Consider the following 16,876-nt stretch of genomic DNA (forward strand, 5'->3'; position numbering starts at 1 on the left):
GTGATTTATTATAAGTAGTATTTAATATCTATAACATTTGAAAGGTGTGCAAGACGTGAAGAAACAACTTGCAGGCTTGCCGATACACGTTCATTTCGTAACAGAAATCCGTGAAGGGGCGAGGAAGGAAACCGTTGCTTTTGAAGCAAATGGTCAATACTATGTAAAAGGTCAAGGTACATATGTAACATTCCAGGAGCCGAACGAACAAGGCGAAGTGAAAACAATTATTAAAATTCAAGATGAACAAGTTCTCATTATGCGTTCAGGTGCTATTTCTATGCGTCAGACGCATGTGAAAGGTGAATGGACAACGGGTACGTATACGAGTGAACTTGGTACGTTTGCACTGCAAACGAAAACTGATAACGTTCTTTTTAAATGGTCGGATGAAAAGAAAAAAGGACAACTCTTCTTAACGTACGCATTGCTTCTAAGTGAACAAGAAGCTGGCAGATATACAATTACAATTAATTTGAAGGAGGCAAAATAATGAATTCCTTAGAACAGGTAAAAGGATTGATTAAAGAAGAAATTCAAGCTGCTGTATTAAAGGCAGAATTAGCGACAGAAGAACAGATTCCAAACGTTGTATTAGAATCTCCAAAAGATAAAACAAATGGTGACTTCTCTACAAACATGGCAATGCAACTTGCACGCGTTGCGAAAAAAGCACCTCGTATGATTGCAGAAGAACTAGTTGCAAACTTCGATAAAGCAAAAGCTTCTATTGAAAAAATCGAAATCGCTGGTCCTGGTTTTATTAACTTCTATATGGATAATAGCTACTTAACAGATTTAATTCCAACAATCGTAAACGCTGGTGAAGCTTACGGTGAAACGAACACTGGTAAAGGTGAAAAAGTACAAGTTGAGTTCGTATCTGCGAATCCAACAGGTGACCTTCACTTAGGACATGCACGTGGTGCGGCAGTGGGTGACACTTTATGTAACGTATTAGCAAAAGCAGGATACGATGTATCTCGTGAGTACTACATTAATGATGCCGGTAACCAAATTCATAATTTAGCTCTTTCTGTTGAAGCTCGTTACATGCAAGCTTTAGGTTTAGATAAAGAAATGCCAGAAGACGGTTACCATGGTGCGGATATCATTGGAATCGGTAAACGTTTAGCTGAAGAGTTTGGCGATCGTTACGCAAAAGCTGATGCTGAAGAAAGCTATGAATTCTACCGTTCATACGGTTTGAAATATGAGTTAGCAAAACTTCAAAAAGACTTAGAGAGCTTCCGTGTTAAATTTGATGTATGGTTCTCAGAAACATCATTATACAAAAACGGAAAAATCGATGCTGCACTTACTGTATTAAAAGAGCGTGACGAAATCTTTGAAGAAGGCGGAGCAACTTGGTTCCGTTCAATGACTTACGGTGATGACAAAAACCGTGTATTAATTAAAAATGACGGTTCTTACACATACTTAACGCCAGATATTGCTTACCATCGCGATAAATTAGAGCGTGGTTTCGATAAGCTAATCAACATTTGGGGTGCTGACCACCACGGTTACATTCCTCGTATGAAAGCTGCTATTCAAGCGCTAGGTTACGATAAAGAAACACTTGAAGTAGAAATCATCCAAATGGTACAACTATACCAAAATGGTGAAAAAATGAAAATGAGTAAGCGTACAGGTAAAGCAGTTACACTTCGTGAGCTTATGGAAGAAGTAGGCGTGGACGCAATGCGATACTTCTTCGCAATGCGTAGTGGTGATTCTCATTTGGACTTCGATATGGACTTAGCTGTATCAAAATCTAATGAAAACCCAGTATACTATGCACAATATGCTCATGCTCGTGTATGCAGTATCCTTCGTCAAGGTGAAGAGTTAGGATTAGCTGCAGATGGAGACGTGAATTACAAACTTGTTACTTCTGAGAAAGAAGTAGAGTTACTGAAAAAGCTTGGTGAATTCCCAGCTGTAGTTGCGGATGCAGCACAAAAACGTCTGCCACACCGTATTACAAGCTATGCATTTGAATTAGCAGCAGCATTACACAGCTTCTACAATGCAGAAAAAGTATTAAACCAAGATAACTTAGAATTAAGTAAAGCTCGTTACGAGTTAATGAAAGCAGTACGTACTACGCTTCAAAATGCATTAGCAATCGTAGGAGTATCTGCACCAGAAAAAATGTAATGAAGAAAAGCGGAGCCGACTGTTTAGTCCCGAAGGCTAAGGTTCTTTCCCACAGAAGATGCATTTTATCTTCTCGTGGGGAAGGTTCTTAGACAGAAGGGGCTAGGAGGCAGAGCTGGACATAAAGAAAAGCGGAAGCGGCTCGTTCAGAATAGGAGGGGGATGGAGCTCCTGACAGAGAGGCGTACTTTGCCTCGGAGGAAGGCGCGAAGCCACCGAGTATTCTAGCCGCTGGAGCTAGACAATAAAGAAAAGCGGAAGCGGACTTTCGTTTTTAAATAAAAGGCAATCACATGATGTTGTGATTGCCTTTTTGTATGGAGATAATAAAAAAATAAAATTTTATCAAACAAAAGGATAATTTGCGTCGTCTTATATAAATGACAGGAGGCTTATGATGGAAGAAAAGGTAGAAGAATTAATTGATATATAAGCAGCAAATATATTCCTTATGCTATAAGTTAGCGAAAACGAAAGAAGATGCGGAAGATATTTTTCAAGAGACGTGGATAAAGGTTTTTTCATCAAGGCATCAACTTTCCTATGTGGATAATTATAAAAAATGGATTGCTACAATTTGTGTTCGTACGTTTTATGATTTTTATCGTAAGAAAAAAAGGTGGAAAGATCGAATATTGGATTTGTTTCATAAAGAAGATGGTGGAGAAATAGATTTCGCAGATGAAGTAAATATATCAGAAGAATGTATTCAAAAAGTGGAAGCGGAAATGATACGGGAAGTTATACAGTTATTGAATGAAAAGTATAAAACTGTGCTCGTACTCTATTACTATGAACAATATTCTTACAAGGAAATGAGTGAAATATTAAATATACCGATTGGTACGGTAATGGTGAAAGATGGTTTTGTAAAAGTGAATTGGGAAGCAAAATAAAGGGCCCCTGAGAAAGGCCCCTTATTTTATTGGATTGTATAAGTAACAGAAAAACTAACAGGACTATAGTAAACGTAAGGTGCATGAAATTGAACATACATATTTCCATCTGTTTTTGCAGTGAAAATTCGGCCGTAACCATCAGAATAACGCCCAATAAGGTTATGATTTGAGTCATAAACACTGTAACTAGGAGTTTTGCTGTTAGGATGAATTGTTAGTTCTTGTCCTTTTTGAAGGAAAATAGGTTCTTGTTCAGAACTACCTCCAGTTTGCAAAGAATAAAATTTTGTAAAGCTTTGTTCTTGAGCGGCAGCAGCGACTTTTGTTTCAGGAATAAACGCGGTAGCTCCGGTAATTCCTGCTAAAGTTAACGCACCTACTAAAATCATTTTTTTCATAATAGAAAAAGCCTCCTTATTAGTTGTAATCGGTGTTGTTACAGTTAATATTGTATACGATAATGAGTAGGATAAAATATGCTTTTATGCATATATATTTTTTCTCAATAAAAGACCACTGATAAAAATCAGTGGTCTTTTATTGATTAAGCAGCTTTCTGCTCAGTTTGAGTAATAGGTTTTTGAAGCGAGTTATAAACTCCTGTTCCGATAACGTCTAATGCCATTTTCATTCGTTCAGGTGAAATGTTTTCTAATACGTTATCTTGGGGTGTATGGTATACCTTCTCGATATGATAGATTAATGGATTCCAACTATCGACACCCATCCAAATAAATAGAGCAGCAGGAATACCAGCTTCAGCAAACGGTACGTGATCACTGGAGCCAAATTTCCCTTGAAGAACGAGGTCATTATTTAATTGTTTACCTGCTTGCAAGGCAGCATCTGTTACAAAGTTTGTAGAGCCATCAGGTGTCATAGCGTATAAATTCTTTGCTTTATCATAATTTGTTGCAACCATATCAGCATTAAAGACGCCTAAAATACGGTCACGTTCTTTTTGGGATAGACTATTAACGTAATAATCCGAACCAAGTAATCCAGTTTCTTCAGAACCAAAGGTAATAAAGCGAATTTCTTTATCAGTTTCTACATTTTGAAAAGCACGAGCTAGTTCTAATACTAATCCAGTTCCAGAAGCATTATCATTTGCGCCAGGTGCTCCAACAACACTATCATAGTGCGAGCTTACAACGACTGCTTTTTCATTACCCGTACTCTTTTTTGGTTTCTTTTTTGCGATAACATTTAGAGATGTTAATTTAGATTCATGTCTCGCTTTTAGGGAAAGAATTGTTGTCTCTTTTTTAGCGATTTCTTCTTTAAATGCATTTCCTTGCGCATAAGCAAGACCAAAGACAGGGATAGATTGCTTTTTCGTTAGGCGGGGATTGAAGGTTTGTCCATAATTTCCGCGTCCGCCAATTAAACTGTATAAAAGAACACCTTTTGCACCTTTGCTAACAGCATTTTCAACTTGTTTATTATAATCTGTAACTGTCGTTCCTCTTTCAAATAAAACAATTTTACCGTTTACTTCATTTGGAATATCTTCTAATTTTGTCCCACCTTGAACAAAGATAAGGGGAGCTGTAATAGCTTCTGTAGATATTAGTGCATTAGGAGCAGCACCAGCTTGCCAATTACGTTTTGTTGATAGTGGTGATTCAATGAATCCAACGTATTGATCGGGCACCTGAAATGGCTGATATTCTACGTCATAACCCATTGATTTAAGCTGCATACCAATGTAACGAGAAGCCCATTCTTCGGATTTTGTTCCACCGGGTCGAGGCCCAATTGTTTCAGATAAGAAACGAACATGTTCAATGGCGCGGTTTGGATCAATTTGTTTTGTAATAGATGGAGTTTGTGGAACTTCTGAAGTGGAATCCGCTTTTGCTTGCCCAATTGGAGCTAAGCTAACAGCAAGTGATATAGCAAGCAAAGAGCTTACTATTTTTTGTTTCAATGATTTGCTCATTTTTTCCTCTCCTATTCTTCTATTCTCTCTGACTGACAAAAGAAGACGGATAATGACTTTATTTTACCTTTGCGTCTTTTGTTTTTCAATATTCTGACATTGAGAAATAAAAACAATATATGCATATTTGCATATTTTTGAGGGAGATATGTATGCTATCATTTTAAACGAAGGTTCGCTTTCTACTCTGAAAGCCCCTACATTGCATGAATCTAGTGTACCCAAACTTTAGATTATGTAGAGGAATGGAACCACTGTAGGGTTTCATTCCTCATGTTTGAATCAGTTGATGGTAATTATGTTTCCGCATTTCATAATTATTATCAGTGATATATGTAAGGCATCCATATGAAAATACGAGGCTGTTCAAAGGTTTTCCGTACTTTTGGGCAGCCTCACCCCGTTAAAAGGACGATACTTTATGTATCGTCCTTTTTGTATAAAAAAACACCCAATCAATTGAGAGATTGATTGGGTGTGAAAAAATTATTAATAATTTTTTTTGCGTTTTTTAGCTAAAATACTTAATAATCCAGCTAGTAGAAGAACGATACCTACTGTTTGTGTAGGATCTTCTTTATGACCTGTATTTGGAAGGTGCTTATCCGTATTTCGATCATCTTGCTGTTTGTTATCTGTTTCATTCGATGTTTCTTCGGAAGTTCCGTTTTCGTGTTTCTCAGATGTTTCAGTGCCTTTGTTTTCTTCTTTATTTGGCGGAGTAACGGGCTTGTCATCTCCACCTGAAGAAGATTCAATCTTTTTATTTGAAACTGTAATTTGTAGTGGCGTAGCTTGGGCTTTATCAATTGTAAATTTTATTGGTGATGCATCTAATTGATAGCCTTTAGGAGCCTTTGTTTCTACTAATTGATAATTACCAGGTTTCAAATCATTTATGATTACTTTTCCTTGTTGATCTGTTTTTAAACCTTCTCGGATGACGTTTCCATCTTGGTCTAAAATATTGAAAATGGCACCTTCAAGTGTTCCATGGTGATCAATATCAACTTTAGTTAACTCAATTGAACCTGTTGTTAAACTATTTAAAGCTGTAACAGAGGTAACTTGAGTTTGTCCTTTCGTAATTGTGAAAGGAATTGGTTTAACGTTTAAATCATAGCCAGTTGGAGCTTTCATTTCAATGAACTGATAGTCTCCCGGACGCAAATCAGAAACAGAAATCTTCCCATCTTTATCAGTAGTTAAATCAGAACGAACATCCTTGCCGTCCATATCCACAATTTTAAAGATAGCCCCTTCAAGAATAGTGCCGTCGATGTCATCAACTTTAGTTAATTCAACAGCGCCTTTCGTTAAGCTGTTAGTAGCAGTAACAGAAGTTTTAGCAGTTTGACTCTTTTCAACAGTAAACTTGATAGGATTTTGATTTAAGTCGTAATGCTTAGGAGCTTTCATTTCAATGAACTGATAGTCACCCGGACGTAAATCAGAAACAGAAATCTTACCATCTTTATCAGTAGCTAAATCAGAACGAACATCCTTGCCATCCATATCCACAATTTTAAAGATAGCCCCTTCAAGAGTAGTACCATCGATGTCATCAACTTTAGTTAATTCAACTGCGCCTTTAGTTAAGCTATTCGTAGCAGTAACAGAGGCGATTTTTTCTTGGCCTTTTTTAACTGTGAACTTAATAGGTGTTTTGTTTAAGTCATAGTGTTCAGGAGCTTTTGTTTCGATAAACTCATAGTCTCCTGGCGGTAATTCATCCACAACTAAACGGCCGTTTTTATCAGTAGTTAAATCGGTACGAACATCGTGTCCATCCTTATTAACAATTTTAAATACTGCACCTTCAAGTGTTGTGTTTTGCTTGGCATCATCAACTTTAATTAACTCAACACTACCTTTCGTTAAGCTATTAATAGCTGTAACGAAGACATGCTTTGTTTGACTTCTTTCGATTGTGAACTTAATTGGTTCTTCATTTAAGTCGTAATGTTTAGGAGCTTTCGTTTCGATAAACTCATAGTCTCCTGGTTGTAAGTCTTTAGCGATGATTTTTCCATCTTTATTGGTAACTAAATTCGTACGAATGTCGTTACCGTTCAGATCAGTAATTTTAAATACCGCACCTTCTAGCATTTCTTTCTTATCTATAGAGTCAACTTTCGTTAATTCCACGCCACCTTTTGTTAGGCCATTCTTAGCAGTAACAGAAGCGTGAGTTAGTTGACTTTTTTCGATAGTGAAGCTAATAGGTGTTTTATTTAAATCGTAATGCTTAGGAGCTTTCATTTCAATGAATTGATAGTCTCCTGGGCGTAAGTTCGTAGCAGTAATCTTACCATCTTTATCAGTAGTTAAATCAGTGCGAACAATTTTACCTTTCGCATCGATGATGTTAAACACTGCATCAGAAAGTTTTGTATCTGGATTTATATCATCCACTTTTATTAATTCTACAGCACCCTCAGTTAAGCTATTTGTAGTAGTAACTTGGAGCTTTTCTTTTTGGCTTTTCTTAATTGTAAACTTAATAGGTGTACTATCTAATTTATAGTGTTCAGGAGCTTTCGTTTCAACAAACTGATAGTCCCCAGGACGTAAATCAGAAACAGAAATTTTTCCATGTACATCTGTTGTAAGCTCAGTGCGAATGTCATTACCATTCAGATCAGTAATTTTAAATATCGCATCTTTAAGAGCGGTACCATCAACATCATCCACTTTAGAAAGCTCCACAGTGCCTTTCGTTAAGCTATTTGTAGCTGTAACAGAGACAGGCTCAGCTTGGCTCTGTGTGATTGTGAATGGAATTGGCTCTTTGTTTAAATTGTAGTGTTTCGGAGCCGTTGTCTCGATGAATTGATAATCACCAGGACGTAGGTCAGAAACGCTAATTTTACCTTGTTGATTCGTAACAAGATCTTTGCGAAGTACAGTACCATTCATATCTGCAATTTTAAATACTGCGCCTTCAAGAGTAGTGCCATCAACGTCATCTACTTTAGAAAGTTCCACGCCGCCTTTTGTTAAACTATTTTTCATAGTAACGGTAGCGATATCTTTTTGGCTTTTTTCAATTGTAAATATAATTGGTTTTTTGTCTAAATCATAGTGTTCAGGAGCCGTTGTTTCAACGAATTGATACGTACCAGGACGTAAGTTTTCGACAACGATTCTACCTTCACTGTTTGTTTTTAAATCTGTTTTAAGTACCTTGCCATTTTGATCTAGTAAATTAAATACCGCATCGGCAAGTTTTGTTTGATCGTTTAAATCATCAACTTTAAGTAATTCGATACTACCTTGTTTTAAGCTATTTGTAGCAGTTAAAGAAATAGATTTCTTCTGTCCTTTTTCAATAGTGAATTTGATTGGTGTTTCATCTAAAACATAATCCTTAGGAGCTTTCGTTTCGATGAATTGGTAATCACCAGGACGTAGGTCGTTAATTTCGATTAGTCCTTGTTCATTTGTAACAAGGTCTTTATGAACTACATCACCGTTCATATTAACAATTTTAAATACTGCATCTTTAAGAACAGTGGCATCAACATCATCTACTTTAGAAAGTTTAACAGCACCCTTTGTTAAAGCATTTGTAGCAGTGACATGAAGAGCTTCAGTTTGGCTCTTTTTAATTGTAAATACGATAGGTTTTTTATCTAAAACGTAATGTTCAGGAGCAATTGTTTCAACGAATTGATACGTACCAGGACGTAGATTTTCAACAACAATTTTACCTTCATCATTTGTTTTTAAGCCTTCTTCAACTAGCTCTCCGTCTGCATCTAATAAATTAAATACGGCGTTAGCAAGTTTTGTATTTATATCAATATCGTCAATCTTTGTTAGTTCAACGCTACCTTTTTTCAAAGCATTTTTACCTGTAACATTGATCTCTTTCGTTTGACTTCTTTCAATTGTAAACGGAATTTGTGTTTCTTCTAATACATAGTGCTCAGGAGCTTTTGTTTCAATGAACTGATAGTCTCCAGGGCGTAAATCAGAAACAGAAATTTTTCCGTTTTTATCTGTAACAAGATTCGTATGAACTTCCTTACCGTTCATATCAACAATCTTAAAGATTGCACCTTCGAGCATCGTACGATCGATGTCATCGATTTTTGTTAATGTTACTGCACCTTTCTTTAAACTGTTAGTAGCAGTAACAGTAATATTCTCTTTTTGACTTTTTTCGATAGTGAACGGAATAGGCTCTTTGCTTAAGGTATAGTCTTTTGGAGCTTTTACTTCAACAAATTGATAGTCTCCAGGACGTAAATCAGAAGCAGTAATTTTACCGTTTTTATCAGTCGTTAAACCTTTGCGAATTACCTTTTTAGTATCATGAGCGTCAACGATTATAAATTCTGCACCTTCAAGAGTAGTGCCATCAACATCATCAACTTTTGTTAAAGTGACGCCACCTGTAAGTAAACTGTTTTTTACAGTAACAGGGATAGGAAGATCTTCCTTACTACCTTTTTTAATTGCGAACTTAATAGGTGTTTGATCTAATTTATAATGTTCAGGAGCTTTCACTTCAATAAATTGATAATCGCCTGGTGCTAAATCAGGGATGACTAATACTCCGTGTGCATCTGTTATTAAATCTTTCATAATTTCTTTGCCAGTTGCGTCTTGTAATGTGAATACAGCGCCAGCAAGAGCTTTCGCGCTCTCCACGTCATCTTCTTTAATTAATTTGACCTTTCCTTTCGTCAAACTATTTTTAAATGTAAGTGGAAGGAGTTTTTGTTGTCCTTTTTCGATTGTAAATTCAATTGGTTCTTCATTTACATCGTAATAAGTAGGAGCCTTCGTCTCGATTAGCTTATAATTACCCGGACGTAAGTCTTGTACTACTAATTTACCGTCTTTATCAGTAGTAAGTTCCGTACGAACATCCTCACCTTTGTCATTAACAATTTTAAATACTGCACCTTCAAGGGTTTCCTTAGCATTTACAGAATCAACTTTTGTTAATTCAATACCACCTTTTGTTAAGCTGTTAGTAGCTGTAACGTTAATAGCAGTCGCTTGGCTCTCCTTAATTGTAAATTCAATAGGTGTTTTATTTAAGGCATAATGCTCAGGAGCTTTCATTTCGATAAATTTATAGTTACCTGGACGTAAACCAGTAGCAATAATTTTACCTTCCTGATTCGTAACTAATTCTGTACGGACATCTTCATTTTTATTATTAACGATTTTGAATACGGCACCTATAAGTGCAGTGCCATCAGTATCATCGAGTTTTGTTAGTTCAACATCGCCTGGTAGTAGACCATTTTCAGCTGTAATAACAATCGGTGTTTTTTGACCTTTCTCAATTGTAAATTCAATTGGTGTTGATCGCAGTTCATAATGTTCAGGAGCTTTTGTTTCAATAAATTTGTATTTGCCTGGACGTAAGTCAGAAGCTTTAACAGTTCCGTTTGTGTCGGTAGTTAATTCTGTACGAACGTCTTCGTTCTTATCATTCACGATTTTGAACATAGCTCCAGCAAGAGGAGTCTTTTTATCAAATTCGTCGACTTTTAATAGCTCAACAGCACCTGTAGTTAAACTGTTTTTTGCAGTAATTGAGATAATGCTTGTTTGACTTTTCTCGATTGTAAACGGAATTGGTTCTTTATTTAAGTCATAGTATTTAGGTGGTGTTGTCTCAATAAATTGATAATCACCAGGATCTAAATCTTTAACGGTCAAAGTTCCATCTTTTTCTGTTTTTAAGTTTGTACGGACATCTTCATTTTTGTCGTTAACAATTTTGAATACCGCACCTTCAAGGGTAGTGCCATCAGTATCATCCACTTTTGTTAACGTAATGTCACCTTTAATTAAAGCGTTTTTTGCTGTAACAGAAGCGACTGTAGTTTGGCTTTTTTCTATTTCAAATAGAATAGGCGTTTTGTCTAATTCATAATGCTCAGGAGCTTTTGTTTCGACAAATTGGTATTTACCCGGACGTAAATCTTTTGCTTCTATTTGTCCATGTTCATTTGTTGTTAATTTTTCATATCCAGGAATATTTTTTCCGTTGCGATCTTGAACAGTAAACTCTGCCCCTGCTAAAGTTTTATTATAATTATCCACTTTTGTTAAAAGAGCAGATCCTTTAGTTAAACTATTTGTCGCAGTTAGATTTACTACTGTTGTTTGATCTATAGAGATAGTAAACGGAATAAGTTTGCTATCTAATTGATAATGCTCAGGAGCCTTCGTTTCTTGTAAGTAGTAAGTTCCTGGTTTTAGTTTATCTATAATAATTTGTCCGTTATTATTTGTTGTTAATTCTTTGTGTTCTGGAATTACTTTTTTATCTTTATCCAGTAGTGTGAAAATAGCGCCTTGTAGTGTTGCATTTTTGTTCAGGTCATCAGATTTTGTTAAAACTACTTTCCCGACAAATTTCTTATTTGCAAGTTTATATGTTGTAGTCTCTTGTGTACCAAGTTCAACAATTTTCCCTTGTTTTAAATCCCAGCTAATTACATAGCCTTTAGGAGCCTTTGTTTCTTTTAATAAATATTTATCACGTTTTAAATTATTAAATTTAGCGATACCGTCTTTGTCTGTTGTAATTTTACGGATAACAGTTTTACCTGTACGATCGTATAAAGTAAATTCTGCCCCAGCTAATAGTACGTTCTTATTGTCGTTATCTACCTTTATAATTTCAAGGTTTCCACGACCTTTGGTAGCAGATCCACCACCTGAACCAGAAGACATTCTCACTTCAATTGTTTCAGTAGTTTCTGTGTTTTTAACTGTCAACTTATTGCCTGTGATTTTCGCTTTATTACTTACTTTTTCTTTATCGTCTGCATTAATAAGTGAGCGATATTCTAAAATATAAGCTCGATCAATTTTTTTCAAGAAGGCAATTTCGAAATGTTGCTTTCCGGTAGTATTGTCTGTTGTTATTTTGAGTTTATAGTCTGTTCCTTCTTTTAATTCGTTTACTTTATCTTTTGTTAAATTTCCATATGGATCAACAGTTGTAGGATATAAGTGGAATGAATCTTCCACAATTACCTGATTTTCGGTTGGGTCATCTGTTACAACCGCATCCGCAATGGTTGATTGGCTTTCGTTAATTGCGATACTCCAATTAATATAGTTGTCGTCTTGCACAGCTTTTTTAGTAACGAAGCTGCCACCTTTATTTACTTGAGTATCACCTGTAAGGGTGTTAACAATTTTAGAGCCATCTTTTAAATCTGCCTCGTTTTTGTAAGTGCCTTGGATAAGTTCACCATCAAGGCTTGTTTTAAAGATAATATAGTAAGGTGAATTAATTGATTGTTTGAAATGAACCTTTAGGGTGTTTTTATTTTTCTCTGTAGGTTCTTCAAGTTCATATTTCTCAGTTGGTACAGCATTACCAGGTTGTGCATTATCAGGATTTCCATTTAAAATCATATCGCGTACTTCAATGGATCCAGGAACTAATTTTTGTTTATCTTGTATTACGTCTATAACAGAAGGATCTTTAATCTCAACATTATTGTAGTTAAAGCCTATTATCCAAGTAATTTCCTTCGTTTGAGCGTTATAAGAACCGTACTTATAACCATTTGCCTTTGTGAAAGTATCAGGATCGAAATTAGCTTCAACTTTATTTGATTGTGGCTTAGAATCCGTATCTATCCAAGATAGGTTACCTGTATTTTTAAATGAAGTTTTACCACTTTCTAGCTTTGTATAATCAAAGTCTGTCGTATATTTTACAACTAATGTCTTTGTCATATTAGACTGATATGTACCTATAAGAGTAATTTTGAAGCCTTTATCTGTTGCATCTAAAACATAGTCAGTCCCAGCTTGAAGGGTATAATTTCCATCTTTAATTTCTAGTTTTTTATCTTTTAATTGTAATCCACCATGATCAAAGGTGTCCGTAATGATCGCGTTGTTTAATGGGTAGTTGTTATTATTTACTATAATTGTCCAAGTTGTTGTTTTGTCTTTATAATTTGTTTCAGCTTTATTATTAGATTTAATAATATTTTGCTGCTTGAAGCTAGCTTCATTTTCTTTACTTGAATCATTATCAGCTGTAACTTTATTTTTTACTTTTCCATCTTCTATAACTTTATTAGTTGGCTTGGTTTTATAGGTAATCACATAAGCACTATTAATATCATCGTTAAACTGTAAATCGAATCCATTCTTCTTGTTATTTACAGTGTAATTATTCACAGCGTCACCTGTTACAAGCGTTCCCTTTTCATTATATGAAGCGTTTTTCACAACAATAGAATTTGCATCTAGTTCGTGTGTATCGTCAAAAATATCTTTTAAAATCGCGTCTGCTTTTTTGATCTCTCTTTGATCACCATTGTAAGTAATTGTCCACTCAATTGTTTGCGTCTTTGGATCATATTTACTTGTTTTATTTAAGTGTGTACCACGAGAAACCGTTACAGTAGAGCTTGCGTTTTGTTGCTTTTGATTATCACTCGTTATCGTAACGTTATTTCGAAAACTTTTAATATTTTCATCAGTAATTTTTGTGGCATATTCGATTTGATATGCTTTATTGATAGAATCTTTAAAAGCAATCTCCAATTTTGAGCCATCTGATGAAATAATATTGTAATCTGTTGGCTCAGCTTCTGCACCACGCATTACATTTCCATTAACATCAACTTCTAAATAATAAACTTTAATAGAATCTTTATTTAAGCTTGTACCCTGTGGGATGTTATCTTTAAAAACCGCATTTTTAAGGGTTTCTTTCGTTTTGTTCATCTCTACTTTCCAATTAATTTCATTTGTATTAATTGGTCTATCAGGTACCCCTTTTTTATTCGTAGCTGTTTGTACATTAGGCTTAAAGTCAACTGTAATAGAAACATCCTTATCTTTAATTGGGAAAGGAATTTCTTGTGTTGTTGTACCTTTAATTTCAGCTTTATTAAATTCTGTCTTTAATTGTAGGTTACCAGCAACATCTGGATGCTCTTCAACATAATCGTTGAATGTCATCGTGACTTTTCCGTCTTTTGTAACAGTAAAATTACCAATTTGATTGTTTTCACTATCATATAAAGGACTGTTAATTGTATTGTAAATCTTAAAATGTTTAGGAAGATCAAAAATATAGTAATCTCCGCTTTTCACATTCATTGATTTTAAAAGCTCCCATGTAAACTCAATATTGGCAGGGGAATCTGTGCTTGGACGGTTATCCTCTGTAAATGGTTTTCCGTCTTTATCCGTCAACTTTACACCGGTTAAAATGTTTGTTGTTATTTGCTTTGGACCTGAATTTGTATTCTCAACAGGGCTGCTTGCTAGCTTATGTTCTGGATTGCCAGTAGCAATTTTAGCTACTGGGTTTTGTTCCGGATTATCGGTAACAGGTTTAGTTGCTGGGTTTTGTTCCAGATTATCGGTAACAGGTTTAGTTGCTGGTTTCTGTTCCGGATTATCGGTAACAGGTTTAGTTGCTGGGTTTTGTTCCGGATTATCAGTAACAGGTTTAGTTGCTGGATCTTGCTCCGGATTGTCAGTAACAGTTTTAGTTGTTGGATCTTGCTCCGGATTGTCAGTAACAGGTTTAGCTACTGGATCTTGCACTTGTTTATTAGTATCCTGTTTGGTGCCATCTTCTTTAGAGTCTTCTACCTGAACAGGAACTGATATAGGTTGAACGATTGTTCCTAAAGGAAAAGCGATTTGAACTGATTTTTCTCCAGTTTTTAAAGTTGAGTTAAACACGGTATCAACTTTAATTTTTCCTTTAGCGTCTTTCAAATTTTCTACTTGATCATTAAATATCAATTTTAATTTATTATCTTTAGCTGTTATAAAATATTGACCAATATTTTTTTGATCTGTTACTAAATCCCCTTGCAAATCTTTAGATACTTTTAATGCAAGTGGTATTTGAACTACTGCTGTATCATTTGCATGTGCAACTTGTTGATCCTTTATTGACCAAGCGTATTCTACTTGAATGGTTGATCCTATCTTTATTAAGTTGTTAGGATTTTTTGCTTCGTCAATAATATGATTCGTTGCATCTTTCATTTCAACAGTGTCAAATAAGGAATCTCCTGTTAAGGTTTCCGCTTTTACTTGATTGTATGGAAAACTAGCAAGCTGCGAAAATAGTACGAATACAATTAAACATACATTGAAAAGTTTTTTCATTTTTCCTCCTCTGAACATTCATTTGTCCATTGGGGACTTATTCCACATGAACAAATGGAATATTAAAAGTATTTGTTATAAGCTATTTGTTTTTGCTATCCCTCCGTTTCTATACGCGTTCTCAGACAAACTGGGTTATGTTCAAAGTAATATTATTTAACGTAAAACAAAATGTATATTTACACAGTTATTTGGAAATATACACAATTCGACAAAAAATGTCGAAAAAAATACTGATATAAAGAATGATATCAGACCTTTATATGTGAGATAGTTTTCATGTATATCTAGTAAAAAAGAATGGTTATAAAGGTAAGTTTTACGATACATACTAACCAAGGTAGTGTATCCCCTTGTGAAGGCTTATTTTTGCCTTAAAGTTATGTGGAAATAAAAATCTAGATAGGGTTGTTTTTGGTCAGAATGAAGACAATATGTACTTTGAAAATAGTCATCTATTTTGTCTAAAGAGAGTTGTACGATTAGTGGACCGAAGTTGAAAGACGATAGTTTCTTACATTGTTAGAGGAATATAAGGATTACAGAATATTCGACTAACCCGTTACTACGGTCATTTTTGAGACTGTTTAAACAATAAAAAAGAAGGTGTTTTCCTCCTTAGCTACAATATCTTTTTAGTAAAGATAAGCTTAAGTAACCTCCGCTAAAGATTATATACTTAAATGATAAAGAGTTCAACAATAGTTCACATATTTTCCCAAAATTAAAAAACGGCTGTTTTATGTGGAATAAATCTACAAAACAGCCGTTTTTTTATATTAGATTTCTGTTAAGATTATTGGTTCGCCGCGTGTTACGACAACGGTATGTTCACATTGTGCAACAAGACTTTTATCAGGTGTAATGAATGTCCAACCGTCGTCACCACGCTCAATAATATGATCAGCTTTCATAGATATGAACGGTTCTACAGCGATAACAAGACCGTCTTTTAGAAGCGTATTATCCATTGGATCATAGTAGCTTAAAATGTGATTTGGTGCTTCATGTAAGCTAAGACCAATGCCGTGACCAGTTAAGTTTTGAATAACATTGTATCCACTTTTATGTGCGAAGTTTGAAACAGCACGACCAATTTGATTTTGTTTTGAGCCAGCTTTAACCTTTTTCATTGCTGCCCAAAATGCATCAACCGCTGCTTGGCAAAGCTTTTCTTTTGCCTCGTCTTCTCCAAGTACAAATGAAATACCTGTATCAGCATAATAGCCATCAAGTGCAGCAGATACATCGACGTTTACTAAATCGCCTTCTTTTAATACACGATCTCCTGGAATACCATGAGCAACTTCTTCATTTACACTAATGCAAGTTACACCTGGAAAATCATATTCTTTTTCAGGTGCAGAAATAGCACCATGCTCATCTAATACTTTTTTACCGATCAAATCAAGCTCTTTCGTTGTCATACCTGGCTTCGCTTGTTTTTTCATTTCTTCACGTGCAAGCGCAACGATGCGGCCGATTTTTCGTAAGCCTTCTAAATCTTGTTCATTACGAATAATCATGAAAACCACTGTCCTTCCTCGAATATATATCTTATCCGATTGTATCATGTTTATTTTCGTCCTGCTACTTGCTTGCGGTATGCGGGCTGATTCCTCTCACAAGGAATATATGACAATTGTCATATCGATGTCATGACGCATCATACTGTTTCCTAAGTTTTCCAGGTAATACAATGTAAATATAAGAAACAGTGGGGGTGGAG

Annotated in this window: 6 protein-coding genes and 1 pseudogene; 3 read left to right on the forward strand and 4 right to left on the reverse strand. The window is 35.2% G+C overall.

Annotated elements, in window-relative coordinates; translation table 11 throughout:
- The first annotated feature begins 55 nt into the window (after positions 1 to 55).
- From ACLBXA_RS09585 to ACLBXA_RS09595, 3 genes and pseudogenes are all read left to right on the forward strand, one after another.
- Positions 56 to 493, forward strand: coding sequence for a DUF1934 domain-containing protein (locus ACLBXA_RS09585; RefSeq protein ID WP_079246217.1), 438 nt, complete (start codon positions 56 to 58; stop codon positions 491 to 493).
- Positions 493 to 2,163, forward strand: coding sequence for an arginine--tRNA ligase (argS, locus tag ACLBXA_RS09590; RefSeq protein ID WP_001086463.1), 1,671 nt, complete (start codon positions 493 to 495; stop codon positions 2,161 to 2,163). The genes ACLBXA_RS09585 and argS overlap by 1 nt, the downstream gene beginning before the upstream one ends.
- 397 nt (positions 2,164 to 2,560) lie before the next feature.
- A pseudogene (locus ACLBXA_RS09595) lies at positions 2,561 to 3,059 on the forward strand (RNA polymerase sigma factor).
- Between the two features lie 26 nt (positions 3,060 to 3,085).
- Here ACLBXA_RS09595 and ACLBXA_RS09600 read toward each other — a convergent pair.
- The 4 genes from ACLBXA_RS09600 to map all read right to left on the reverse strand — a co-directional run bounded on the left by ACLBXA_RS09600 (position 3,086) and on the right by map (position 16,721).
- Positions 3,086 to 3,460, reverse strand: coding sequence for a hypothetical protein (locus ACLBXA_RS09600; protein WP_000738257.1), 375 nt, complete (start codon positions 3,458 to 3,460; stop codon positions 3,086 to 3,088).
- Between the two features lie 146 nt (positions 3,461 to 3,606).
- A complete protein-coding gene (locus ACLBXA_RS09605) occupies positions 3,607 to 5,007 on the reverse strand; it encodes a M28 family metallopeptidase (RefSeq protein ID WP_000045708.1) in 1,401 nt (466 codons plus the stop codon).
- A 489-nt stretch (positions 5,008 to 5,496) separates the two neighbouring features.
- The gene (locus ACLBXA_RS09610; RefSeq protein ID WP_447617184.1) at positions 5,497 to 15,147 is read right to left on the reverse strand and encodes a SpaA isopeptide-forming pilin-related protein; all 9,651 of its coding nucleotides are present in this window, start codon (positions 15,145 to 15,147) and stop codon (positions 5,497 to 5,499) included.
- 779 nt (positions 15,148 to 15,926) lie between these two features.
- Positions 15,927 to 16,721 carry a type I methionyl aminopeptidase gene (map, locus tag ACLBXA_RS09615; RefSeq protein WP_002083543.1) on the reverse strand — a complete coding sequence of 265 codons (795 nt, stop codon included), beginning with the start codon at positions 16,719 to 16,721 and terminating at the stop codon, positions 15,927 to 15,929.
- Positions 16,722 to 16,876: the final 155 nt, after the last annotated feature.

Source organism: Bacillus sp. D48C (assembly GCF_053345735.1).

Coding starts and splice junctions, on each gene's coding strand:
- argS (WP_001086463.1), top strand. CDS start 493: ATGAATTCCTTAGAACAGGTAAAAGGATTGATTAAAGAAGAAATTCAA.
- ACLBXA_RS09600 (WP_000738257.1), bottom strand. CDS start 3,460: ATGAAAAAAATGATTTTAGTAGGTGCGTTAACTTTAGCAGGAATTACC.
- ACLBXA_RS09605 (WP_000045708.1), bottom strand. CDS start 5,007: ATGAGCAAATCATTGAAACAAAAAATAGTAAGCTCTTTGCTTGCTATA.
- ACLBXA_RS09610 (WP_447617184.1), bottom strand. CDS start 15,147: ATGAAAAAACTTTTCAATGTATGTTTAATTGTATTCGTACTATTTTCG.
- map (WP_002083543.1), bottom strand. CDS start 16,721: ATGATACAATCGGATAAGATATATATTCGAGGAAGGACAGTGGTTTTC.